This is a genomic window from Bacillus cereus group sp. MYBK139-1, from assembly GCF_051916915.1.
Classification (GTDB): Bacteria; Bacillota; Bacilli; order Bacillales; family Bacillaceae_G; genus Bacillus_A; species Bacillus_A pacificus.
On sequence record NZ_JBQAHO010000002.1, the window covers coordinates 335,807 to 357,888 of the forward strand.

The following is a 22,082-nucleotide window of genomic DNA, read 5'->3' on the forward strand; positions in this document are numbered from 1 at the left end:
TATGTTTAAATTGATGAAACTTGAATGGAAGAAACATAAATTATCTAGTTATTTTAAAGGGGTAGCAATTTGTATTATAGCAATTTTTGCTGCGGTAAGTCTTATGGGATTGGGAGTGAAAGATGAAGTAGACGCAGCACTCACTGATTTCACAAAATATATGACTTTGGCAAACATTTTTATAAGAATGACATTTCTTATTTTTAGTGCAGTCATTTTATCGCGTTTAGTAATTGATGAATATAAGAACAAAACAATGCAACTATTGTTTATGTACCCATTACAAAGGAAATTGCTAATGAGGGCGAAATTAACAATTGTTTTTAGTTTTTGTTTTATCAGCATGATTATTGCTACGTTCACTATTAGTTTGCTCATGTTTTTTATGAACCCAATGATGGGGTTAATTGAAACACCTATTACGATGGGTGAAATAATAGCTACTGTTCCAGCTACCTTTATAAGTGCATTTATGATATCTGGTATAAGCTTAATTCCTTTATTTTTTGGGATGAGAAAGAAATCTACACCGACAACAATTACTTCTGCAGTAATAATTGGGATGCTAATGAACAGTAACGTAGGTCCTGGAAGCGGTCAAGTAAGTATGTATGATTTTATATTTATCCCAATTGTACTCTGTTTATTAGGAATTTTTATTAGTTATTTATCGTATCGTAAAATCGACAAGATCGATGTGGCGTGAAGCGAGCCTAAAACAAAAATGAACTGGGGTATAAATGGTGAAAAAAATAATAGTAATTGCAATATTATTCATTACAATTGCTAGTGCGGTTTTTGGTTTTAAAGTATTTCAAGGGAAAGATTTTAAGAAAGAAAAGTCTTTTGAGATAAATCATATAAAAGAAATAGAAGTGGATAATGAAAACTGGGACATTGAATTTAAAAGTACAGAAGCTAACAAAATAGTCATTTCGGCTCAAGGTAAACGATTAGATAAAGAGGTAGATCCTGTCGAAATAGAACAGGCAGGGAATAAAGTTATAGTTAAGCAAAAACAAACGGAGACCAGATTTTTTAATGGTTTTACGTTTAGGAAGAAAAATAGTATATGTATAGCTATTCCGAAGAAAGAAATAGATAAAATTGTATTAAATAATAAATCGGGTGATGTGAAAATAAGCGATATAGTAGTAAAAAGTATCGTGACAAAAAGCAAGTCTGGAGATGAAATGGTTGTAGGGCTATCAGCTGAGAAAGGTGAATTCATATCGCAAAGTGGAGAGTTAGCTGTAAAAGATAGTTCAGTACAAGAATTAAATATAAAGTCTACGACTGGTGATAACTATATAACAAATGTAAGTAACTCAAATATGAACATCACTTCAACATCGGGGGAAGTATTACTGAAGAATATGAAAGAAGGAAAATCGTTATTTGTAGAAACAAAATCAGGAGATATTGGCGTACGGTATAAAGGTGTTCCGACTTCTTTAAAACTTACGGCTAAAAGTAATTCGTCTGACGTAATGGTGAATGTAAAAGGACTTAAGAAAGATGAAAATACAGAAAATGTAAAATTAGGAACCATTGGTGATGCAAAAAATGAAGTGCAGATTTTAAGTGAAACAGGGGTAATTTATATCGATTAAAATGTAAATGAAAGGAGGACTATTATGCTACGTCTTATGAAGCTAGAAATGAAGAAGTTTAAGCTTGGATGGTATGTAAGGGGAGCGATTATTGCAAATATCGCTATATTGGCATTACTGATCTTTACGAGCATCGTTTCTCAAATAGAAGGCGATCCAGAAATAAGAGATCCACAGATGGTTTTGTTAATGGCTAGTACATTAGTAAGAGCAACATTTATTATTTTTGGTAGTGTGTTAATCGCAAGGTTAATAATTGGTGAATATAAAAACAAAACAATACTACTTATGTTTTCTTATCCAATTAACCGAAAGAAAATGATGGTTAGTAAGTTGGTTATTACAGCAACATTAACATTTATAACAGTTATTTTATCTAATATTTTAGTAGTAGGAGTTTTCTTTGGGATAGATAGCTATTTTTCAATTCTTCCTCATTCATTCACAGTAGATCAATTGATGCAAGAAGGGATAAACCTTGTTCCTTTAGCCGTTGCAGCTGCGGGAATAAGTTTAATTCCACTATATTTCGGAATGCGTAAACGTTCAGTGCCAACTACAATTGTTTCATCAATTATCGTTGTATCAATTGTAATTAATAACACCCCAATGTTTTCAACGGCAACTTTTCTTCCCCTTCAACTAGCATTGGCAGCAATTGGAGTTGTGATTGCATATTACGGAATTAAAAATATAGAGAAGGAAGATATAACAGTCTGATAAGAATAAATAAAAAAAGAGTTGGCGTTACACCAACTCTTTTTTGTATATGTATGCTTCGTTACTACTCTGTAAATTTGGAGTGTTTGCTTAAATACGCTTGTACTCCTGGAGAAATATTAAAGTTATTAGGACTTTTATATTCGATAGTAAACTCTCCATCTTTATTTGTTTCAAAGGCGATTGCATAGCTATTCATTTTAGCATCGTAAGAAGTGTTTTTGACTTCTGCATCTAGATTAAAATATTTTGTAATATACTCTTTTGATTCCGTAATTGCTGCTTGTTTTCCCCAAGGGGTACCATAATAGGTGAAATAAAGAGATACACTAATAACTCCAATAATAGAAGTTAATAAAATAGTTCCCAGAGCTATTTTTTATTCTTTGTATTCAATTTGGTTACTCCTCTTTATAGTATGTATTCATTTTAACCTATCTTTTCCATAAAACAACCATTTTAAAAAAATAGTTTCACATGAAACAAGTTACAGAAAAAGACAAGATGTGTAAACACCTTGTCTTTTTTTGTTGTTACATTTTAGGTGCTTCCATTCCAGCGGCAGCCCATTCTTCTTTTGCGGGACCATACACGCCAGGAACTGTTAAGCCAGCTTGACGCATTAAAACGGTCATTTGTCCGCGGTGATGATTTTGATGATTAATAAGTGTCATTAAAAATATAGAATTTGGCATAGGACGACCGAAGAAGTCATTAATAGTAGCTAAGTCTTTATCAGTCCATTTACTTTGAAGTGTTTCAACAAAAGCCGCGTTTACTTTACGGTATTCAGCTGCAATTGTTTTTGCAGAAGTTGGAACAGGATAATCTTTTGTTTCTCCTTCAAACTTTAGCCCTGTGCCAGATAGTATAACAGGAATTGCCGTCACGATATGCCAAGCGACTTTTCCTAACGTCCAGTGCCCAGGTGCGATTTCTTGTGACAAAGATTCATCTGTTAGTACATCGAGCATTTTTTGAGTAGACTCAGTCTCGTATGTCCATGATTGCAAGAAGCCTTCAATTGTTTGGTACATAGTTATCCCTCCTAGTTATGTTCATAGGTTACATTCGTGAAAAAAAGATAGTTTCCTTTTGGCCTATAAGAACAAATAAAAAAGAAGACTCCTAACAAGAAGCCTCTTTTTTATTAACTTTCTTCCCACTCTCCCTCATCAACTATAAGAAATAAGGTGCTCCAAGTACGAGAACATCAAGCTGTTTTATTAAGAAAAAGAATTTCGGTTGAGTAAGAAGGCAAAAGTACAAGCAAAAGGGGTAAGAATCGCATGTAATAATTATTAGAATGTACGGAGTAAAGTTATTCTGGGTTATTTGATAGGTGTTTTTTATTTGTTGCTTATACTTAAAAGATTGAATTTGAAGGAAGGGATCAACATGTCTTCATGGCGCAATAATATAAATGGGTATTGTGAGTGTAATAATCAAAATGGTGTACATGTTGATTCTTGTTGTTTTAGTTGCGATGGGACAGTGCCTAAGCTAGGCCCAACCGGTCCGACGGGAGCAACGGGTCCAACGGGAGCGACAGGCCCAACCGGAGCAACCGGAGTGACGGGAGTAACGGGAGCAACAGGCCCAACCGGAGTAACAGGAATAACGGGGGCAACAGGTCCAACGGGAGCGACAGGATCAACAGGCCCAACCGGAGTAACAGGAATAACGGGGGCAACAGGTCCAACGGGAGCGACGGGAATAACGGGGGCAACAGGTCCAACGGGAGCGACGGGAATAACGGGATCAACCGGGGCGACGGGAATAACAGGATCAACAGGATCAACAGGAGCGACGGGAATAACGGGGGCAACAGGTCCAACGGGAGCGACGGGAATAACGGGATCAACCGGGGCGACGGGAATAACAGGATCAACAGGATCAACAGGATCAACAGGATCAACAGGAGCGACGGGAATAACGGGGGCAACAGGTCCAACGGGAGCGACGGGAATAACGGGGGCAACAGGTCCAACGGGAGCGACAGGAATAACGGGAGCGACAGGAATAACGGGCCCAACAGGAGCGACAGGAATAACAGGATCAACGGGTCCAACGGGAGCGACAGGAATAACGGGAGCAACGGGTCCAACCGGAGTGACGGGAGTAACGGGAGCAACAGGCCCAACCGGAGTAACAGGAATAACGGGAGCAACGGGCCCAACAGGAGCGACAGGAATAACAGGATCAACGGGTCCAACGGGAGCGACAGGAATAACAGGAACAACAGGTCCAACCGGGGCGACAGGAATAACGGGCTCAACAGGTCCAACAGGTCCAACAGGCTCAACGGGGGCAACCGGAGCTACAGGTACAAGTATCACGGCGACATATGCATTTGCAAATAATACGTCAGGAACAGCGATATCAGTACTTCTTGGTGGAACGAATGTCCCGCTTCCAAATAATCAAAACATTGGTCCCGGAATTACTGTTTCTGGTGGAAATACAGTATTTACGGTTGCAAATGCTGGGAATTATTATATTTCATATACGATTAATATAACGGCTTCATTATTAGTCAGTTCACGGATTACAATTAATGGAGCACCACTTGCTGGAACGATCAATGCTCCTGCGTTAGCAACGACATCATTTAGCGCAACAATTATTACAACTCTTGCAGCAGGAGATGCCATTAGTTTGCAACTATTTGGCGTGTTAGCTGTTGCAACACTATCAACAACTACACCAGGAGCTGTGTTAACGATAATAAGATTAAGCTAAATAATAACTCTCTTACTTTTTTAGATTAGGAGAGTTTATACATATAATAAGAAGTTAATGAAGTAAAGCATAGTTATGTAAAAGTCAGAATATTATGATTGTAACGTTGTGGTGACTATAATATAATGAAAACAACCTCATGAATGAACATTCATTTATTTTTTATGTATTCGAAGGGGGAATGAAGGTGGAAAAACCATGGTTGAAAAATTATCCAGAGGAAATTCCAAGTACGATTTCTTATGATATTCAGCCGCTTCATAAATATGTAGAACAGATGGCTTCTCGCTACCCAGAAAAGAAAGCGCTTCACTTTTTAGGGAAGAATATTACATTTTCAGACTTTCATGATAAGGTGAAGAGGTTTGCAAATTATCTTCAAAAGCTCGGTGTGGAAAAGGGTGATCGAGTTGCTATTATGTTGCCGAACTGTCCGCAAGCTGTAATTGGTTATTACGGTACATTACTTGCAGGAGGTATCGTAGTACAAACAAATCCACTATATACAGAAAGAGAATTAGAATATCAGCTTCATGACTCGGGAGCAAAAGTAATTCTTTGCCTCGATTTAGTATTTCCAAGAGTAACGAATGTTCAATCTGCTACAAAAATTGAGCATATTATCGTAACGCGTATTGCGGACTTTTTACCCTTCCCTAAAAATCTATTGTATCCATTTGTGCAGAAAAAACAGTCGAATTTAGTTGTGAAAGTATCAGAGAGTGAAACGATTCATCTTTGGAATTCAGTAGAAAAAGAAGTGAATACGGATGTTGAAGTGCCTTGTGATCCTGAAAATGATCTAGCTCTTTTACAGTACACAGGAGGAACAACCGGATTTCCGAAAGGCGTTATGTTAACGCATAAAAACCTCGTTTCTAACACTTTGATGGGAGTTCAATGGTTATATAATTGCAAAGAAGGAGAAGAAGTCGTTCTTGGGGTTCTTCCATTTTTCCACGTGTACGGCATGACGGCTGTCATGAATTTAAGTATTATGCAAGGATATAAAATGGTTCTTATTCCAAAATTTGATATGAAAATGGTTTTTGAAGCGATTAAGAAGCATAAAGTGACATTATTTCCAGGGGCACCAACTATTTATATCGCTCTTTTAAATAGCCCGCTTTTAAAAGAATACGATATATCTTCTATTCGTGCTTGTATTAGTGGATCAGCACCACTGCCAGTAGAAGTACAGGAAAAGTTCGAAACAGTTACAGGGGGCAAACTAGTAGAGGGATATGGTTTAACAGAATCATCTCCAGTTACACATAGTAATTTTTTATGGGAAAAGCGAGTGCCAGGTAGCATTGGAGTTCCGTGGCCAGATACAGAAGCAATGATTATGTCGCTTGAAACTGGTGAGGCATTACCACCGGGAGAAATCGGTGAAATTGTTGTAAAAGGTCCTCAAATTATGAAAGGGTATTGGAATAAGCCAGAAGAAACAGCAGCTGTACTGCAAGATGGATGGCTCCATACAGGGGACGTTGGCTACATGGATGAAGATGGCTTTTTCTATGTGAAAGATCGTAAGAAAGATATGATTGTTGCGAGTGGATTTAATGTGTATCCTCGTGAAGTAGAAGAAGTATTATATGAGCATGAAAAAGTGCAAGAAGTAGTGACGATTGGAGTTCCCGATCCATACCGAGGAGAGACAGTTAAAGCGTTTATTGTGTTAAAAGAAGGTACGGAGTGTTCTGAGGAAGAATTAAATCAGTTTGCTCGTAAATATTTAGCGGCCTATAAAGTGCCGAAAGTATATGAGTTTAGAGATGAACTGCCTAAAACGACAGTCGGAAAAATTTTGCGCCGTGTCCTAATTGATGAAGAGAAAAGAAAGAATGAGGATGAGCAAACGGGCTAAGGCCCTTTCTTTTTGAAAAAATAGGATTGACACTTTTCTAAATAGTCAGTATTATAAGAATATGAATGACTATTCATTCAGTCATCTTCTTGAAGGGGACAGTAAAGTGAAGAAAAATAGACCGAAATACAATCAAATTATTGATGCGGCAGTCATTGTGATTGCGGAGAACGGGTACCACCAAGCGCAAGTTTCTAAAATAGCAAAGCAAGCTGGGGTAGCTGATGGCACGATTTATTTATATTTTAAAAATAAAGAAGATATATTAATATCCTTATTCCAAGAGAAGATGGGAGAATTTGTCGAAACAATTCGTCAAAAAACAGCAGGAATTGAAAGCGCTGTATCGAAGTTATTCATGTTGGTAGAAACGCACTTCTTGCTGTTGTCGCAAAATGATCCTCTTGCTATCGTTACGCAATTAGAGCTAAGACAGTCCAATCAAGACTTACGCCTGAAAATAAATGAAGTATTAAAAGGCTACTTACAAGTTATGGATGAGATTTTAGAGACAGGTATAAAGCAAGGTGAATTCCAAGCGGATTTAAATGTTCGCGTGGCAAGACAAATGATCTTTGGAACAGTAGATGAAGTTGTGACCAATTGGGTAATGAGCGATCATAAGTATGATCTGGTCGCACTTTCAAAAACGGTACATGGGCTACTTATTGCAGCTTGTGGTTATCGTCAATAATGGGAGGGATCATGTTGAAATTCCTATCTGTAAGAGTTGAAGATCATATCGCGGTGGCTACGTTAAATCATGCGCCAGCTAACGCGATGTCTTCACAAGTTATGCATGACGTTACTGAATTAATTGATCAAGTGGAGAAGGATGATAACATTCGTGTTGTTGTTATTCACGGTGAAGGGCGCTTCTTCTCGGCGGGAGCAGATATTAAAGAATTTACATCTGTTACTGAAGCGAAACAAGCGACTGAATTAGCGCAGCTTGGACAAGTTACGTTTGAGCGCGTTGAAAAATGTTCAAAACCAGTTATCGCGGCAATTCATGGAGCGGCACTTGGCGGCGGCCTTGAGTTTGCTATGTCTTGCCACATGCGCTTTGCAACTGAAAGTGCAAAACTTGGTTTACCTGAATTAACACTTGGATTAATTCCTGGATTTGCAGGTACACAGCGATTACCGCGTTATGTTGGGAAAGCAAAAGCTTGTGAAATGATGTTAACAAGTACACCGATTACTGGTGCAGAAGCATTAAAATGGGGACTAGTTAACGGAGTTTTTGCTGAAGAAACATTTTTAGATGATACGCTTAAAGTTGCAAAACAGATTGCTGGAAAAAGCCCAGCGACGACTCGTGCTGTACTAGAGTTATTGCAAACGACGAAATCGTCTCATTATTATGAAGGTGTACAACGCGAAGCTCAAATCTTTGGTGAAGTATTTACGAGTGAAGATGGAAGAGAAGGTGTAGCGGCGTTTTTAGAAAAACGTAAGCCTTCATTTAGCGGCAGGTAGTTCAATTATTTTTTTAATATAAATTAACAGAAAATTAGAATTGATAGAATCTTTCTGAAAAACAAGGGGGTAAATGGAATGAACATCTACGTACTCATGAAACGAACATTTGATACAGAAGAAAAAATCGTAATTAAAAACGGTGCAATTTACGATGGCGAAGCGGAATTCATCATCAACCCTTACGATGAATATGCAATTGAAGAAGCAATTCAAGTAAGAGACGCACAAGGTGGAGAAGTTACTGTCGTAACAGTTGGTGGCGAAGATAGCGAGAAAGAACTTCGTACGGCGTTAGCGATGGGCTGCGATAAAGCGGTATTAATTAATATTGAAGATGATGTAGAAAATGGTGACCAGTTCACGACTGCAAAAGTGCTTGCTGAGTATTTAAAAGATAAAGATGCAGATTTAATTTTAGGCGGAAACGTTGCAATTGATGGTGCATCTGGACAAGTTGGCCCGCGTGTAGCTGAAGCGTTAAATATTCCGTATGTAACGACAATTACAAAACTTGTAATTGACGGTAAAAACGTGAAGATTGAGCGTGATGTTGAAGGCGATACAGAAGTGATTGAAACTTCATTGCCAGTTTTAGTAACAGCACAACAAGGTTTAAATGAACCACGTTATCCATCGCTTCCAGGTATTATGAAAGCGAAGAAAAAGCCACTAGAAGAATTAGAATTAGATGATTTAGATTTAGAAGAAGATGATGTGGAAGCAAAGACAAAAACAATTGAAATCTATTTGCCTCCTAAGAAAGATGCAGGAAAAGTGTTACAAGGCGAGCTGCAAGATCAAGTAAAAGAACTTGTATCGTTGCTCCATACAGAAGCGAAAGTAATCTAATAAAATACGAAATTATATATGCAGGAGGGAAAATCTATGGCTCGTAAAGTATTAGTAATGGGTGAAGTTCGTGATGGATCGCTACGTAACGTTTCATTTGAAGCGGTAGCAGCAGCAAAAACAATTGCAGAAGGCGGTGAAGTAGTAGGTCTTCTAGTTGGAGACAGCGTTGCCTCTTTTGCAAATGAGTTGATTCATTACGGTGCAGATCGCGTTGTGACAGTTGAAAATGATAAATTAAAATCATATACATCTGATGGGTATGCACAAGCATTTTTAGCTGTATATGCTGAAGAAAATCCAGAAGGTATTGTATTTGGACATACAGCACTTGGTAAAGATTTATCACCAAAATTAGCAGCGAAGCTTGAAGCTGGTCTAGTTTCTGACGTAACTGCTTTAGAAGTTGAAGGTGGAAATGTTATCTTTACTCGTCCAATTTACTCTGGTAAAGCATTTGAGAAGAAGATTGTAACAGACGGCATCTTATTTGCGACAGTGCGTCCAAATAACATCGCAACGCTTGAAAAAGATGAGTCTCGCAGTGGTGACGTGTCTTCTATTACAGTAGATGTGAAAGACTTACGTACAATCATTCAAGATGTCGTCCGTAAGACGGCAGAAGGCGTTGATCTTTCTGAAGCAAAAGTTATTATCGCTGGCGGACGCGGTGTGAAGAGTGAAGAAGGATTCAAGCCATTAAAAGAGTTAGCTGACGTATTAGGCGGCGCTGTTGGAGCATCTCGTGGTGCTTGTGACGCTGAGTATTGCGATTACTCATTACAAATTGGTCAAACTGGTAAAGTTGTTACGCCAGACTTATACATTGCATGTGGTATTTCTGGAGCGATTCAGCATTTAGCTGGTATGTCTAACTCAAAAATAATCGTTGCGATTAATAAAGACCCAGAAGCAAGTATTTTCAAAGTAGCTGACTACGGTATTGTTGGCGATCTATTTGAAGTGGTACCTCTTTTAACAGAAGAGTTTAAAAAGTTAAAAGTACATTCATGATTTGAGTACCCTTGAGTTCCAAGTGAAGTACCCCTATATATAGAAAAAGGTGAGAGATCCCCTGTCTCTCATCTTTTTAGTATGTAATCCGTATTTTTATATAGTATAAAGGAACACTTTTTTGTTACAATACATAACGATACATATTATTCGCCACGTATATAAGTTAATGATATACTCTTGGTAGAATATACTTGAAGGAGGAAATAAAATGGCAATTGTAAACGCAAATGACCAAAGCTTCGCAGCTGAAACTAGCGAAGGTGTTGTATTATTAGATTTCTGGGCACCTTGGTGTGGACCTTGTAAAATGATCGCTCCTGTATTAGAGGAAATTGATGCAGAACTAGGCGAAAAAGTAAAAGTAGTAAAAGTAGACGTGGATGAAAATCAAGAAACTGCTCGTCAATTCGAAGTAATGAGCATTCCAGCTCTTTTCGTATTAAAAGACGGTAAAGTAGTTGATCAAGCGTTAGGTTACAAACCGAAAGAAGCGTTAGTAGAATTAGTTTCTAAACACTTCTAAAATAAAAGGGCTACCATTTGGTAGCTTTTTTTATTTTCCTTTTTTACACCTTTCCGTTACAATAAAAGAACGTATGTTGGGTGTTTTGGCATAGTATGTTTTCATGTGAAAATAAAAATGCTAAGCATGTAGAAATGGAGGGTAACGAGTGCACGAACATTTAAAAGAAAAATTGGCTATTTTACCAGATCAACCTGGTTGTTATTTAATGAAAGATAAGCAAGGAACGGTTATATATGTCGGAAAGGCAAAAGTGCTTAAAAATCGAGTGCGCTCGTACTTTACTGGTTCGCATGACGGGAAAACACTTCGGCTAGTAGGAGAAATTGTAGATTTTGAATATATTGTAACCTCCTCAAATCTAGAGGCTCTCATTTTAGAGTTGAACTTAATAAAAAAGCATGATCCAAAATATAACATTCAATTAAAAGATGATAAAACATATCCTTTTATTAAAATTACAGCTGAGAAACAACCACGATTACTTATTACGCGAAATGTAAAAAAGGATAAGGGAAAGTATTTTGGCCCTTATCCGAATGCACAATCAGCTCATGAAACGAAAAAACTGCTAGATCGTATGTATCCGCTTCGTAAGTGCTCAAATATGCCCGATAAAGTTTGTTTATATTATCATATGGGTCAATGTTTAGCACCCTGTGTGAAAGAAGTGACGGAAGAACAAAACAAAGAAATTGTAGATGAAATTATTAAGTTTTTAAATGGTGGGCATAAAGAAGTTCGTTCAGAATTAGAAACAAAAATGTATGAAGCTTCAGAGAAACTAGAGTTTGAACGTGCAAAAGAGTTACGTGATCAAATCGCTCATATCGATGCGATTATGGAAAAACAAAAGATGATTATGAGTGATTTAGTGGATCGTGATGTGTTTGGGTATGCAGTGGATAAAGGGTGGATGTGTGTTCAAGTTTTCTTCGTTCGAAAAGGAAAGCTAATCGAACGTGATGTTTCTATGTTTCCAATCTACGATGAACCAGAAGAGGGGTTCTTAACGTTTATCGGTCAATTTTATGAAAACAGCAGTCATTTTAAGCCGAAGGAAATTGTCGTTCCAGGAAGTATAGACTCAGAATTAGTAGAACGCTTTTTAGAAGTAGAAGCGACACAGCCGAAACGTGGTAAGAAAAAAGATCTTGTAGAACTGGCAAATAAAAATGCGAAGATTGCCTTGGAAGAGAAATTCTATTTAATTGAGCGCGATGAAGAGCGAACGATTAAAGCTGTGGAGAATTTAGGGAAGCAGCTTGGAATTGAAACGCCTTATCGTATTGAAGCGTTTGATAACTCAAATATTCAAGGCACAAATCCTGTTTCTGCAATGATTGCTTTTATTGATGGGAAACCAGCTAAGAAAGAATACAGGAAATATAAAATTAAAACGGTTCAAGGGCCAGATGATTATGAGTCTATGAGAGAAGTTGTGAGACGCCGTTATACAAGGGCACTGAAAGAGAACTTACCTTTACCGGATTTAATCATTATTGATGGCGGAAAAGGTCATCTGGCGGCTGCAAGTGATATTCTAGAAAATGAGCTCGGTTTATATATTCCGATGGCAGGTCTTGTAAAAGATGACAAACATAAAACATCCCATTTAATTATTGGGGATCCACCTGAACCTGTGATGCTTGAGAGAAATAGCCAAGAATTTTATTTATTGCAGCGCATTCAAGATGAAGTGCATCGATTTGCAATTACATTTCATCGTCAATTACACGGGAAATCTGTCATTCAATCGGCATTAGATGATATTCCTGGAATTGGAGATAAAAGAAAAAAGATATTGTTAAAACATTTCGGATCGCTAAAAAAGATGAAAGAGGCTTCTGTAACAGAATTTGTCGAAGCGGGTATGCCGAAAAATGTCGCAGAGACGATTTATACTTATTTAGCGGATAAGAAGACGTTGTAGTTTACAACGTCTTCTATTTTTTGGTATAATTTCTGAAGATTTAAAATAAATCCAAATGAATGAAAATGCAAAAAGTCAACTAAACTGATATGTCTAGTTGACTGCGGGTAATGCTACACTTCAATGAGATCTTTTATATCCCATTTTACAAGAAATGTAATAGAGTCTGAACGTTTTTTCTTTTCTTCGTAGGACTCTGCAACGACGTTTCGTTGCTTTTGAATTTGTTCAGCGATGAACCCAGCTTCTAATTGATAAGAAGAATGTCTTTTTTGTTTTTGACGTTCAGCGATGAGTGTGCCTTTAAGTTGGAACTGCATTTCACGACGCTTATGTTCAATAATGCTTAAAGTGCCCCAGCCAGCTTTTTCAAAGAACTGAATGACTTCTTCAATTGTGTCTAGTGGATATTTTCTTGCAAGGTTTCTACCGGACCAGTATAAAATACCATCTAGATCGTTACCGATTAAATCAGGTAGTAATTCTTCACGTAGCAATTCGTAAGCGAAGGCGTTCAATGAAACATCTTCTAAAGATGTTGTATCGATTGTATTTTTACTCACAATATTCCCCTCTTTCTATAGGGATTATTATATAACATTTCTCATTTATAAAAACAGATTTTTCTTTGGGAAAATCTGAATATATAAGAAGAAAAAAAGAATTGGCAAATTATATGCAAATTATGTATACGTTTTCTTGACGCTTCGACAAAAATAGGAGTAAAATGAACTTGGTATCAAATTATGCTGAAATATTTCGAATAATTTTTTCAGTTTTTCTTATGCCAATAGTGAAAAAACATTATTGCCATAAACTAATCTGAAAACAGCAGTCAATCATTCAAGGGGGGTAATGGGGACATGAAAGGCCGCGAGTATACGTTTCGTAAGTGGCACTCATTAATGGGGGTCATCCCGGTTGGTGTCTTTTTGACGCAACATTTAATTGTAAACAACTTTGCAACACGAGGAGCAGAGGCTTTTAACAAAGCTGCAGGCTTTATGGAGCTCCTTCCATTCCGGTATGCGCTAGAAATTTTCATTATCTTTTTACCAATACTGTACCATGCTATATATGGCTTATATATTGCATTTACAGCTAAGAACAATGCGGTTTCTTACGGTTATTTCCGTAACTGGATGTTTGTCTTCCAAAGAATTTCAGGTATCGTTACACTGATTTTCATTTCTTGGCACGTCTGGGAAACTCGTATTCAAGCAATGTTAGGTAAAGAGGTAAACTATGATATGATGGCAGATATTTTAAACAATCCAGCTATGTTTGCATTCTACTTAGTTGGTGTTGTTTCAACAATTTTCCACTTTGCAAATGGACTATGGACATTCTGCATCAGCTGGGGAATTACAGTATCTCCACGTTCACAAAGAATCTCTACTTATGTAACATTAGCTATTTTCTTAGGTCTATCTTATGTAGGTGTGAGTGCATTATTAGCGTTCATCGATCCACAGCTAGCAAACCAGTAAGGAGTGGGAGAGCATGAAAGGGAAACTTATAGTAGTCGGCGGTGGCTTGGCTGGCTTAATGGCAACGATTAAAGCGGCGGAAGCAGGAGTAAATGTTGAACTGTTCTCTTTAGTACCAGTAAAACGTTCGCATTCTGTATGTGCCCAAGGTGGAATTAACGGTGCCGTAAATACGAAAGGTGAAGGGGATTCTCCATGGATCCACTTTGACGATACAATTTATGGTGGGGACTTCTTAGCGAACCAACCACCAGTTAAAGCAATGTGTGAAGCAGCACCTGGTATCATTCATTTAATGGACCGTATGGGTGTTATGTTCAACCGTACGGAAGAAGGACTTCTTGATTTCCGTCGTTTTGGTGGAACGCAACATCACCGTACAGCATTTGCTGGCGCAACAACTGGACAGCAATTACTATACGCATTAGATGAGCAAGTACGTCGTCACGAAGTAGCAGGACTTGTAACGAAATATGAAGGTTGGGATTTCTTACGAGCTGTTGTTGATGATGAAGGTGTGTGCCGAGGAATCGTTGCACAAGACTTACAAACTATGGAGATTAGAAGTTTCCGAGCTGATGCCGTGATTATGGCAACAGGGGGCCCTGGTATCATCTTCGGAAAATCAACAAACTCCATTATCAATACAGGTACAGCAGCTTCTGCTGTATATCAACAAGGCGCATATTATGCAAACGGTGAGTTCATTCAAATTCACCCAACGGCAATTCCTGGAGACGATAAATTACGTCTGATGAGTGAATCTGCACGTGGTGAAGGTGGACGTGTTTGGACATATAAAGATGGTAAACCATGGTACTTCTTAGAAGAAAAGTATCCGGCTTACGGAAACCTTGTACCTCGTGATATCGCAACGCGTGAAATCTTTGATGTTTGCGTAGAGCAAAAACTAGGTATTAACGGTGAAAACATGGTGTACTTAGATCTTTCTCATAAAGATCCGAAAGAACTAGATATTAAACTTGGTGGAATTATTGAAATCTATGAGAAATTTACAGGTGACGACCCTCGTAAACTACCAATGAAAATCTTCCCAGCTGTTCACTATTCAATGGGCGGGCTATGGGTTGATTATAAGCAGATGACAAGCATTCCAGGTTTATTTGCAGCAGGTGAGTGTGATTATTCTATGCACGGTGGTAACCGTCTTGGTGCGAACTCACTATTATCAGCAATTTACGGTGGTATGGTAGCAGGACCAAATGCAATTGAATATATGAAAGGTCTTTCTAAATCATCAGATGCTGTTTCATCTACTGTTTATGAACAAAATGAATTAATCGAAACAGAGAAATTTAACAATATTTTAATGCTCGATGGTAATGAAAATGCGTATGTTCTTCATAAAGAGCTTGGAGAATGGATGACAGATAACGTTACAGTAGTTCGTGAAAATAAAAAATTATTAGAAACAGATGCAAAAATTGAAGAGTTAATGGCTCGCTACAAACGTATTAACATTAACGATACAGCGAGATGGAGCAACCAAGGTGCTTCATTTACACGCCAACTTGCAAATATGTTTGAATTAGCACGTGTTATTACAATTGGCGCATATAACCGTAATGAGAGCCGTGGGGCGCATTACAAACCTGAATTCCCAAATCGTGATGATGCAAACTTCTTAAAAACTACGATGGCGAAATTTGAAGGAGAAGGAAATGCACCGGCATTCCATTACGAAGACGTGGATATTTCATTAATTAAACCACGTAAACGTGATTATTCTTCAAAACACGATGTAGCTGCTAAGAGTGAAGAGAAGGGGGATAAACAACATGTCTGAGAAAACAATCCGCCTCATCATTACGAGACAAGACGGACCAGATGCGCAAGCGTTTGACCAAGAGTTTGAAATTCCGTATCGTCCGAATATGAATATTATTTCGGCGCTTATGGAAATTCGTCGTAATCCTGTTGATTCAAAAGGAAATCAAACAACGCCGATTGCATGGGATATGAACTGTTTAGAGGAAGTATGTGGTGCATGTTCGATGGTGATTAACGGAAAACCACGTCAATCATGTACAGCGCTTATCGATCAATTAGAACAACCAATTCGCTTAAAGCCGATGAAGACATTCCCGGTTGTACGTGACTTACAAGTTGACCGTAGTCGCATGTTTAATGCTCTAAAACGTGTTAAAGCTTGGATTCCAATTGATGGTACGTATGACTTAGGACCAGGGCCAAGAATGCCTGAGAAGAAACGTCAGTGGGCTTATGAGCTTTCAAAATGTATGACATGTGGTGTTTGCTTAGAATCATGTCCAAACGTAAATAGTAAATCGGACTTTATTGGACCAGCTCCGTTATCACAAGCTCGTCTATTCAACTCACATCCAACGGGTGAAATGCATAAAGCAGATCGCTTACGTGCAATTATGGGTGATGGAGGACTTGCAAACTGTGGTAACTCTCAAAACTGTGTGCAATCATGTCCAAAGGGTATTCCATTAACAACTTCAATTGCGGCGTTAAACCGTGATACAACAATTCAATCGTTCAAAGATTTCTTTGGTAGCGACAATAACTATTAAAAAATATTGCCTCTTCATTTCGAAGGGGCAATATTTATAACTGTATTTTTCTGTTTATTCTGTTTATTTAGAAGTGAAAAGGAGAGGGAACAATGAAGAGGATTTCTTATATTGAAGACTTTGAGCAATGGGAAAGTGGTTTTTCGTTTTACAATCCTGTAAAGGTTCGTTTTGGTGAAGTAGATATGTTTGGACATGTAAATAATGTCGTTGCCTTTACCTATTTTGAAGAAGCGCGTATCGCATTGTTTAAAGAACTTGGATTTATGCAAGAATGGACGCATGAATCTTCAGAAACGATGATTGTTGTTGCGGATTTACAATGTAATTTTATTAAGCAAATATATTTTGATGAACAGTTGAAGGTGTATGTAAAAGCGGGATCAGTTGGGAATTCTTCATTAGATTTGCATTATATGGTGAAGAATGCAGAAGGAGAAGTTTGCTTAGTTGGTCGTGGTATGATGGTCCAAGCGTCGAAAAAAACGGGAAGAGGCGAACCGTGGCCTGAAGAGTGGAAGAAAAAACTAATACAATGATAGAGTGAAAGAAAAATAAGAGAGCAAATTGCTCTCTTATTTTTTGTCTTCCATCGCCTCTTCTAATGTTAAATGATGTTTATATATGTATGTAGCGTATGGATTTCCAACGTAGCGCAAGTGCCACGGTTCATATGAATATTCTGTTGTTTCTGTTTTATCTTCTAAATAACGAATGACAAAGCCAAATTCATGAGCATGCTTTGCAACCCATTTACCTTCGTTTGTCTCTCCAAAAATAGGCTCTAATTGGAATTTAGCAGATTTTGAACTAATATCCATTGCTAAACCAGTTTGATGTTCACTCGTACCGGGAATGGCACTTACTGAATCCGCCTCAGCTTTTCCTTGACGTCTAACGTATGTATCATGTAATGATTTTTGGCGTTTGTATGAACGATAACCAGATACAGCTGTAAGTTCAAGTCCTTCTTTCTTTGCCGCTTCAAACATACTTTCAAGCGCATCTGCAGCATCTTTGCGCAGCAATGTTTTTTCTTTATCTTTTGGACTAGTAAATGGTACGTTTGGTCTCGTTAAGTCTTCAGGTGTGTATCCGTCTGGTAGTTTTCGATGTTTATTAACTAATACAAGATTAGACTCTGGATTTGTTACAACGGAAAAATCATTGTCTAGCTTCTTTGCATTATGATCAGCTTTTGGAAAAGCAGGAATCTCTTCTTTTTGGTGGTTACTATGCTGTTGACTTTCGACAGCTTTCGCATTATTTTGTAGTGGTGATTTAGAACTAAAGTAAGCGAAAGAAGTGATACCGATTACAATAGTAGTGGCAGAAATAATAATTATCTTTTTCATGATGCCTTGTAATCACAGTCCTTTCTTAATAAAATGTGTATCGTTTTTTATTATAAGTCTAGTTTACTGAAAAAGAAATATAAGAGTCGTAACGTAATAGAAATGCAAAGAAAATGTCAGAAAATGTGTGAAATTGTAGTATTTTTTCATTTAATTCATTTCTTATCTTTCATGAAATGAATTTTTTATGTAATATATATACATAAGAAGATGTAGCGATTATCGAGAATAAAGAACTTCTTGTATAGACTAGGAGTGAATGGGAATGGATTTTGCAACAATTATTGGACTTATTTTAGGATTTGTAGCAGTGGTAGTAGGGATGGTCGTCAAGGGCGCTGACGTAAATGCCTTATTGAATCCTGCCGCAGCATTAATTATTTTTATCGGTACATTTGCTGCAGTATGTATCGCATTTCCGATGAATCAACTAAAAAGGGTTCCAAAATTATTTAAAGTTCTTTTTGGTTCAAATAAAAAGGATTTGAGTTATGAACAGTTGCTAGAATTGTTTGTTCATTGGACATCAGAAAGTAGAAAATACGGTATTTTGTCTTTAGAGCAGCAATTAGACAAAATTCAAGATGAATTTCTTTTGCGTGGTATGAAATTTGTGATTGATGGCGTATCTGCAGAAGATTTAGAACAGATTCTAGAAGCCGAATTGGAAGCAATTGAAGAAAGGCATGCAAAAGGAGCGGCAATTTTTTCTCAAGCTGGTACGTATGCACCAACATTAGGGGTTTTAGGTGCTGTTATCGGTCTTGTAGCTGCACTTGGCAATTTAACAGATATTGAAAAGTTAGGACATGCTATTTCAGGTGCGTTTATTGCAACGATTTTTGGTATTTTCTCAGGTTATGTATTATGGCATCCATTTGCAAATAAGTTAAAACAAAAATCTGCAGCTGAAATCGAGAAAAAGCGTTTAATCATTGATTGTTTATTAATGTTACAAGAAGGTACATATCCGTTTATTATGAAGAACCGCATTTTAGGTTCACTTTCTGCAACTGAGCGTAAAAAGCTAGAAAAAGGAGCAGAAAACAATGCGGAGTAAGAAAAATAGAAGAGGCAAAAAGAAAAAACACGATGAGCATATCGACGAAACTTGGTTAATTCCATATTCTGATATGTTAACGTTGTTATTTGCATTGTTCATCGTTTTATTCGCAATGAGTAGTATAGATGCTGCGAAGTTTAAACAGATGGCTGTTGCTTTTCGAAGTGAATTAGCCGGTGGAACAGGCAACAAAGAATTTTTAAGTGATCAGAAGCCAAATGATGAAAAGGAATTATCAGCGAGTAGCCTTGAGGCAGAACAAACAAAAAAACAAGAAGAAGCTAGAGCCAAAGAAAAAAAAGAAATGGATGAATTGAAAGCATTACAAAAAAAGATTGATCAATATATTAATGAGAAACAATTATCCTCTTCTTTTCAAACTAAATTAACTGAAAAGGGATTAATGGTGACAATATTAGAGAATGTGTTGTTTGATTCCGGGAAAGCAGATGTGAAATTAGAATCTTTAGGGATTGCAAAAGAGATGTCTAGCTTACTTGTTTCAGCATCACCCCGTGAAATTACAGTATCCGGTCATACGGATAATGTCCCAATTGCCAATGCACAGTTTGCATCGAATTGGGAATTAAGTACGCAGCGGGCAGTTAATTTTATGCAAGTATTACTGCAAAATAAAGAATTACAACCAGAAAAATTTAGTGCGATTGGTTACGGAGAATACCGTTCAATTGCTCCAAACGATACACAAGAAGGAAAGGCAAAGAATAGACGTGTGGAAGTGTTTATCTTGCCTTTAACAGAGAATGCAAAGTAAAGAGGATGGCGAATGCCATCCTCTTTACTTTGCATCAAATGATTTTAAGTTGTCATGGCGGATTTTACCTTTTTCTGCATCTGATTTTTTGAAATCATAATCATATAAAGCACCTTCCCAATCGCCATACATTGGATTCGGGAAAATAATAAATTTCTCCCCAAATTGTGCTTTTGAATCTGCTACCGCTTGGTTTCGGTCCTTTACAGACTTTCCGTCAAAACCAGTGAAATCAGACAAGTTATCACCGAAGAATAAGACGATATCATGTGTTTGAGAAACGAGTTCACGGCGTTTTTCTTTTCCTTTTTCTTTCGGGTCTTGTAGTAATATATGTTCTTTCGTTGCTTGAGGAGCGCCTACACGCTCAAGGTTTTTAATTGTTGCATCTAGTTGGTTTGTTTTACGATTTGAGATGTAGTAAATATCTACACCTTTAGACTCTGTATATTTTAAGAAATCAATTGCACCTGGAAGGGCAGCAGCTTCAGCCTTATTAATCCAATCATCCCATTTATACGGATAGCCTTTTCCTGTTTTTACGCTCATTGCTTGATGAGGACTGTTATCTAAAACAGTTTCATCTAAATCAAGTACGATAGCGGGTTTTTTCTCCGTTCCTTTTGCAAGAGCTGCATCAAGCTTCAATTGACCGATATTGTATCCTTGGTAGTACAGTGCTTTTGTTTCACCGGCTGTTTGATACCATAAATCAGCCATTAATTGCTGGTCTGTTAATTTTACTTTCTCTTCTTTCGCCACTGTTTTCTCTTGTGTTCCTGAACATGCTACAAGCGATGTAGATAGAACCGCTACAGATAATAAAGTGGTAATGCCCCTCTTCATCTTCATATGTATCCTCCTTGATGTTAGAAAATCAGTTAATATTATATATCGAAAAATAATATTTTTCGTATGAACATTTGCATATTGTCTTTTGTATATATAGTAGTATGTCCTATATTAGAAAGATGAGAAAAAATAGTGGGAATTATTTTGACAAGTTTAATTGTCGAAATGACAATAATAATTGACAAATCATGCGATAATATTTACAATTTTAACTAAATAGAACAAATGATGGATTAAGGAGATGTTACATATTAAGAGGATGAAGTGTAGTGCTATATTTTATCTTGTATAAACATAGTCTTTGAAAGAGAGTATGAATGATAATAAAGGGGAGGCTTTATACTTTGAGTTTACAAATTCAAAACTTAACGAAACAATTTGGGGAATCAAAAGCAGTTAACGGCTTGCAAATTTCGTTACCAAAAGGTGAAGTGTTAGGATTACTTGGACGAAATGGTGCAGGAAAAACAACGACAATCAAAATGCTTCTCGGATTATTAACGCCTAATGAAGGCTCTATTACATGGGATGGAAAACCATTTGGGACTAGTGGGGTAACGATAGGATACTTACCAGAAGAAAGAGGTTTATATACTAAAAGTAGAGTAATAGACCAGTTGCGATATTTTGGTAGATTAGAAGGCATGACGAAAAAAGAAGTAGATCTTGCTATTGATCACTGGTTAGATCGATTAGCAATACCAGAATATAAATTTAAAACAGCAGGAGAGCTTTCAAAAGGGAACCAGCAAAAAATTCAATTAATTGCTGCTCTTCTTCATAATCCAGAACTTCTCATTTTAGATGAGCCATTTAGCGGACTGGATCCAGTGAATGCTGGAATGTTAGCTAGCATTATTGAAGAACAAGTACAGAGCGGAAAGACAATTATTTTATCTAGTCATCGCATGGAACAAGTAGAGGCTTTTTGCCAACATGTATGTATTTTGAAAAAAGGTGAAGCAGTCGTAAAAGGCCAATTAAGTGATATTAAAAAAGAATATGGTTTCCGTAATTTAACGATTGAAGATACAGAAGCGAATGAGAAGGGATTAGAATCTATACATGTATCGTATGAAAAACAACAAGGCCTTCTTTATGTGCGAGTACAAGATGATGCAGAAGCTCTAAACATTTTACAACAATTACAAGAACAAGGTGTTACCTTACGACAATTTAAGATGTTAGAGCCGACGTTAAACGAAATCTTTGTAGAGAGGGCGAAATAACG

The 22,082-nt window shown here is 37.3% G+C and carries 23 protein-coding genes; 18 read left to right on the plus strand and 5 right to left on the minus strand.

All coding sequences use genetic code 11. The features are described 5' to 3' along the window. Position 1 precedes the first annotated feature (1 nt). Genes ACTFRS_RS12855 through ACTFRS_RS12865 form a run of 3 tightly spaced genes read left to right on the plus strand, consistent with a single transcriptional unit; the run spans position 2 to position 2,333 of the window. On the plus strand, positions 2 to 706 hold the full coding sequence (locus tag ACTFRS_RS12855) for an ABC transporter permease (RefSeq protein WP_139866486.1): 705 nt from the start codon (positions 2 to 4) through the stop codon (positions 704 to 706). Positions 707 to 740: 34 nt separating this feature from the next. After that, the gene (locus ACTFRS_RS12860) at positions 741 to 1,613 is read left to right on the plus strand and encodes a DUF4097 family beta strand repeat-containing protein (protein ID WP_139866487.1); all 873 of its coding nucleotides are present in this window, start codon (positions 741 to 743) and stop codon (positions 1,611 to 1,613) included. A gap of 24 nt (positions 1,614 to 1,637) precedes the next feature. After that, positions 1,638 to 2,333: an ABC transporter permease gene (locus ACTFRS_RS12865; RefSeq protein WP_139866488.1), complete on the plus strand. Its 696-nt coding sequence runs from the start codon at positions 1,638 to 1,640 to the stop codon at positions 2,331 to 2,333. A 64-nt stretch (positions 2,334 to 2,397) separates the two neighbouring features. On the opposite strand, the gene ACTFRS_RS12870 is transcribed toward ACTFRS_RS12865, so the two are convergent. Together ACTFRS_RS12870 and ACTFRS_RS12875 are read right to left on the minus strand one after the other, a co-directional pair. Next, on the minus strand, positions 2,398 to 2,703 hold the full coding sequence (locus ACTFRS_RS12870; protein WP_318160428.1) for a YfjL-like protein: 306 nt from the start codon (positions 2,701 to 2,703) through the stop codon (positions 2,398 to 2,400). Between the two features lie 163 nt (positions 2,704 to 2,866). Further along, complete coding sequence (locus ACTFRS_RS12875) at positions 2,867 to 3,370, minus strand: DinB family protein (RefSeq protein ID WP_318157563.1); 504 nt, start codon at positions 3,368 to 3,370, stop codon at positions 2,867 to 2,869. A 361-nt stretch (positions 3,371 to 3,731) separates the two neighbouring features. Between ACTFRS_RS12875 and ACTFRS_RS12880 the strand changes: the two genes are divergently transcribed. From ACTFRS_RS12880 to uvrC, 8 genes are all read left to right on the plus strand, one after another. Continuing rightward, entirely contained in the window at positions 3,732 to 5,075 is a 1,344-nt protein-coding gene (locus tag ACTFRS_RS12880) for a BclA C-terminal domain-containing protein (protein ID WP_406846484.1), read from the plus strand. Between the two features lie 187 nt (positions 5,076 to 5,262). Further along, positions 5,263 to 6,948, plus strand: coding sequence for a long-chain-fatty-acid--CoA ligase (locus ACTFRS_RS12885; protein ID WP_139303026.1), 1,686 nt, complete (start codon positions 5,263 to 5,265; stop codon positions 6,946 to 6,948). A 106-nt stretch (positions 6,949 to 7,054) separates the two neighbouring features. After that, positions 7,055 to 7,642: a TetR/AcrR family transcriptional regulator gene (locus ACTFRS_RS12890; RefSeq protein ID WP_000742223.1), complete on the plus strand. Its 588-nt coding sequence runs from the start codon at positions 7,055 to 7,057 to the stop codon at positions 7,640 to 7,642. An 11-nt stretch (positions 7,643 to 7,653) separates the two neighbouring features. Next, complete coding sequence (locus tag ACTFRS_RS12895; protein WP_000911295.1) at positions 7,654 to 8,430, plus strand: enoyl-CoA hydratase; 777 nt, start codon at positions 7,654 to 7,656, stop codon at positions 8,428 to 8,430. Positions 8,431 to 8,508: 78 nt separating this feature from the next. Beyond that, complete coding sequence (gene etfB / locus ACTFRS_RS12900; protein ID WP_074615408.1) at positions 8,509 to 9,282, plus strand: electron transfer flavoprotein subunit beta; 774 nt, start codon at positions 8,509 to 8,511, stop codon at positions 9,280 to 9,282. Between the two features lie 36 nt (positions 9,283 to 9,318). Further along, the gene (gene etfA / locus ACTFRS_RS12905) at positions 9,319 to 10,296 is read left to right on the plus strand and encodes an electron transfer flavoprotein subunit alpha (RefSeq protein ID WP_000101965.1); all 978 of its coding nucleotides are present in this window, start codon (positions 9,319 to 9,321) and stop codon (positions 10,294 to 10,296) included. 211 nt (positions 10,297 to 10,507) lie between these two features. Beyond that, a complete protein-coding gene (trxA, locus tag ACTFRS_RS12910; RefSeq protein WP_001018943.1) occupies positions 10,508 to 10,822 on the plus strand; it encodes a thioredoxin in 315 nt (104 codons plus the stop codon). 148 nt (positions 10,823 to 10,970) lie between these two features. Next, complete coding sequence (gene uvrC / locus ACTFRS_RS12915) at positions 10,971 to 12,755, plus strand: excinuclease ABC subunit C (protein WP_000544276.1); 1,785 nt, start codon at positions 10,971 to 10,973, stop codon at positions 12,753 to 12,755. Between the two features lie 113 nt (positions 12,756 to 12,868). On the opposite strand, the gene ACTFRS_RS12920 is transcribed toward uvrC, so the two are convergent. Further along, positions 12,869 to 13,318, minus strand: coding sequence for a YslB family protein (locus tag ACTFRS_RS12920; protein WP_000042220.1), 450 nt, complete (start codon positions 13,316 to 13,318; stop codon positions 12,869 to 12,871). Positions 13,319 to 13,618: 300 nt separating this feature from the next. On the opposite strand from ACTFRS_RS12920, the gene sdhC reads away from it, so the two are divergent. The 4 genes from sdhC (at position 13,619) to ACTFRS_RS12940 (ending at position 17,345) form a co-directional block, all read left to right on the plus strand. After that, positions 13,619 to 14,245, plus strand: coding sequence for a succinate dehydrogenase cytochrome B558 (gene sdhC, locus ACTFRS_RS12925; protein WP_000678354.1), 627 nt, complete (start codon positions 13,619 to 13,621; stop codon positions 14,243 to 14,245). A 13-nt stretch (positions 14,246 to 14,258) separates the two neighbouring features. Beyond that, positions 14,259 to 16,052, plus strand: a complete 1,794-nt coding sequence (gene sdhA, locus ACTFRS_RS12930) for a succinate dehydrogenase flavoprotein subunit (protein WP_139866494.1) — start codon at positions 14,259 to 14,261, stop codon at positions 16,050 to 16,052. Then, on the plus strand, positions 16,045 to 16,806 hold the full coding sequence (gene sdhB / locus ACTFRS_RS12935) for a succinate dehydrogenase iron-sulfur subunit (protein WP_001291827.1): 762 nt from the start codon (positions 16,045 to 16,047) through the stop codon (positions 16,804 to 16,806). The genes sdhA and sdhB overlap by 8 nt, the downstream gene beginning before the upstream one ends. A gap of 92 nt (positions 16,807 to 16,898) precedes the next feature. Then, positions 16,899 to 17,345 carry an acyl-CoA thioesterase gene (locus ACTFRS_RS12940; RefSeq protein ID WP_000822739.1) on the plus strand — a complete coding sequence of 149 codons (447 nt, stop codon included), beginning with the start codon at positions 16,899 to 16,901 and terminating at the stop codon, positions 17,343 to 17,345. Positions 17,346 to 17,381: 36 nt separating this feature from the next. On the opposite strand, the gene ACTFRS_RS12945 is transcribed toward ACTFRS_RS12940, so the two are convergent. Further along, positions 17,382 to 18,161, minus strand: a complete 780-nt coding sequence (locus ACTFRS_RS12945) for a M15 family metallopeptidase (RefSeq protein WP_000720209.1) — start codon at positions 18,159 to 18,161, stop codon at positions 17,382 to 17,384. Positions 18,162 to 18,426: 265 nt separating this feature from the next. Between ACTFRS_RS12945 and motA the strand changes: the two genes are divergently transcribed. Together motA and motB are read left to right on the plus strand one after the other, a co-directional pair. Beyond that, positions 18,427 to 19,221: a flagellar motor stator protein MotA gene (gene motA / locus ACTFRS_RS12950; protein ID WP_087954167.1), complete on the plus strand. Its 795-nt coding sequence runs from the start codon at positions 18,427 to 18,429 to the stop codon at positions 19,219 to 19,221. Next, positions 19,211 to 19,999 carry a flagellar motor protein MotB gene (gene motB / locus ACTFRS_RS12955; protein ID WP_087954168.1) on the plus strand — a complete coding sequence of 263 codons (789 nt, stop codon included), beginning with the start codon at positions 19,211 to 19,213 and terminating at the stop codon, positions 19,997 to 19,999. The genes motA and motB overlap by 11 nt, the downstream gene beginning before the upstream one ends. A 24-nt stretch (positions 20,000 to 20,023) precedes the next feature. Here the strand turns inward: motB and ACTFRS_RS12960 are convergent, their stop codons facing one another. Continuing rightward, a complete protein-coding gene (locus ACTFRS_RS12960) occupies positions 20,024 to 20,851 on the minus strand; it encodes a 5'-nucleotidase, lipoprotein e(P4) family (protein ID WP_242294159.1) in 828 nt (275 codons plus the stop codon). A 344-nt stretch (positions 20,852 to 21,195) separates the two neighbouring features. Here ACTFRS_RS12960 and ACTFRS_RS12965 point away from each other — a divergent pair, with 344 nt between their 5' ends. Beyond that, a complete protein-coding gene (locus ACTFRS_RS12965) occupies positions 21,196 to 22,080 on the plus strand; it encodes an ABC transporter ATP-binding protein (protein WP_033691285.1) in 885 nt (294 codons plus the stop codon). Positions 22,081 to 22,082: the final 2 nt, after the last annotated feature.

Excerpts from the sequence above, each read along its gene's own strand:
- ACTFRS_RS12855 (WP_139866486.1), top strand. The coding sequence starts at position 2 with ATGTTTAAATTGATGAAACTTGAATGGAAGAAACATAAATTATCTAGT.
- ACTFRS_RS12860 (WP_139866487.1), top strand. The coding sequence starts at position 741 with ATGGTGAAAAAAATAATAGTAATTGCAATATTATTCATTACAATTGCT.
- ACTFRS_RS12865 (WP_139866488.1), top strand. The coding sequence starts at position 1,638 with ATGCTACGTCTTATGAAGCTAGAAATGAAGAAGTTTAAGCTTGGATGG.
- ACTFRS_RS12875 (WP_318157563.1), bottom strand. The coding sequence starts at position 3,370 with ATGTACCAAACAATTGAAGGCTTCTTGCAATCATGGACATACGAGACT.
- ACTFRS_RS12880 (WP_406846484.1), top strand. The coding sequence starts at position 3,732 with ATGTCTTCATGGCGCAATAATATAAATGGGTATTGTGAGTGTAATAAT.
- ACTFRS_RS12895 (WP_000911295.1), top strand. The coding sequence starts at position 7,654 with ATGTTGAAATTCCTATCTGTAAGAGTTGAAGATCATATCGCGGTGGCT.
- etfB (WP_074615408.1), top strand. The coding sequence starts at position 8,509 with ATGAACATCTACGTACTCATGAAACGAACATTTGATACAGAAGAAAAA.
- etfA (WP_000101965.1), top strand. The coding sequence starts at position 9,319 with ATGGCTCGTAAAGTATTAGTAATGGGTGAAGTTCGTGATGGATCGCTA.
- trxA (WP_001018943.1), top strand. The coding sequence starts at position 10,508 with ATGGCAATTGTAAACGCAAATGACCAAAGCTTCGCAGCTGAAACTAGC.
- sdhC (WP_000678354.1), top strand. The coding sequence starts at position 13,619 with ATGAAAGGCCGCGAGTATACGTTTCGTAAGTGGCACTCATTAATGGGG.
- sdhA (WP_139866494.1), top strand. The coding sequence starts at position 14,259 with ATGAAAGGGAAACTTATAGTAGTCGGCGGTGGCTTGGCTGGCTTAATG.
- sdhB (WP_001291827.1), top strand. The coding sequence starts at position 16,045 with ATGTCTGAGAAAACAATCCGCCTCATCATTACGAGACAAGACGGACCA.
- ACTFRS_RS12940 (WP_000822739.1), top strand. The coding sequence starts at position 16,899 with ATGAAGAGGATTTCTTATATTGAAGACTTTGAGCAATGGGAAAGTGGT.
- ACTFRS_RS12945 (WP_000720209.1), bottom strand. The coding sequence starts at position 18,161 with ATGAAAAAGATAATTATTATTTCTGCCACTACTATTGTAATCGGTATC.
- motA (WP_087954167.1), top strand. The coding sequence starts at position 18,427 with ATGGATTTTGCAACAATTATTGGACTTATTTTAGGATTTGTAGCAGTG.
- motB (WP_087954168.1), top strand. The coding sequence starts at position 19,211 with ATGCGGAGTAAGAAAAATAGAAGAGGCAAAAAGAAAAAACACGATGAG.
- ACTFRS_RS12960 (WP_242294159.1), bottom strand. The coding sequence starts at position 20,851 with ATGAAGATGAAGAGGGGCATTACCACTTTATTATCTGTAGCGGTTCTA.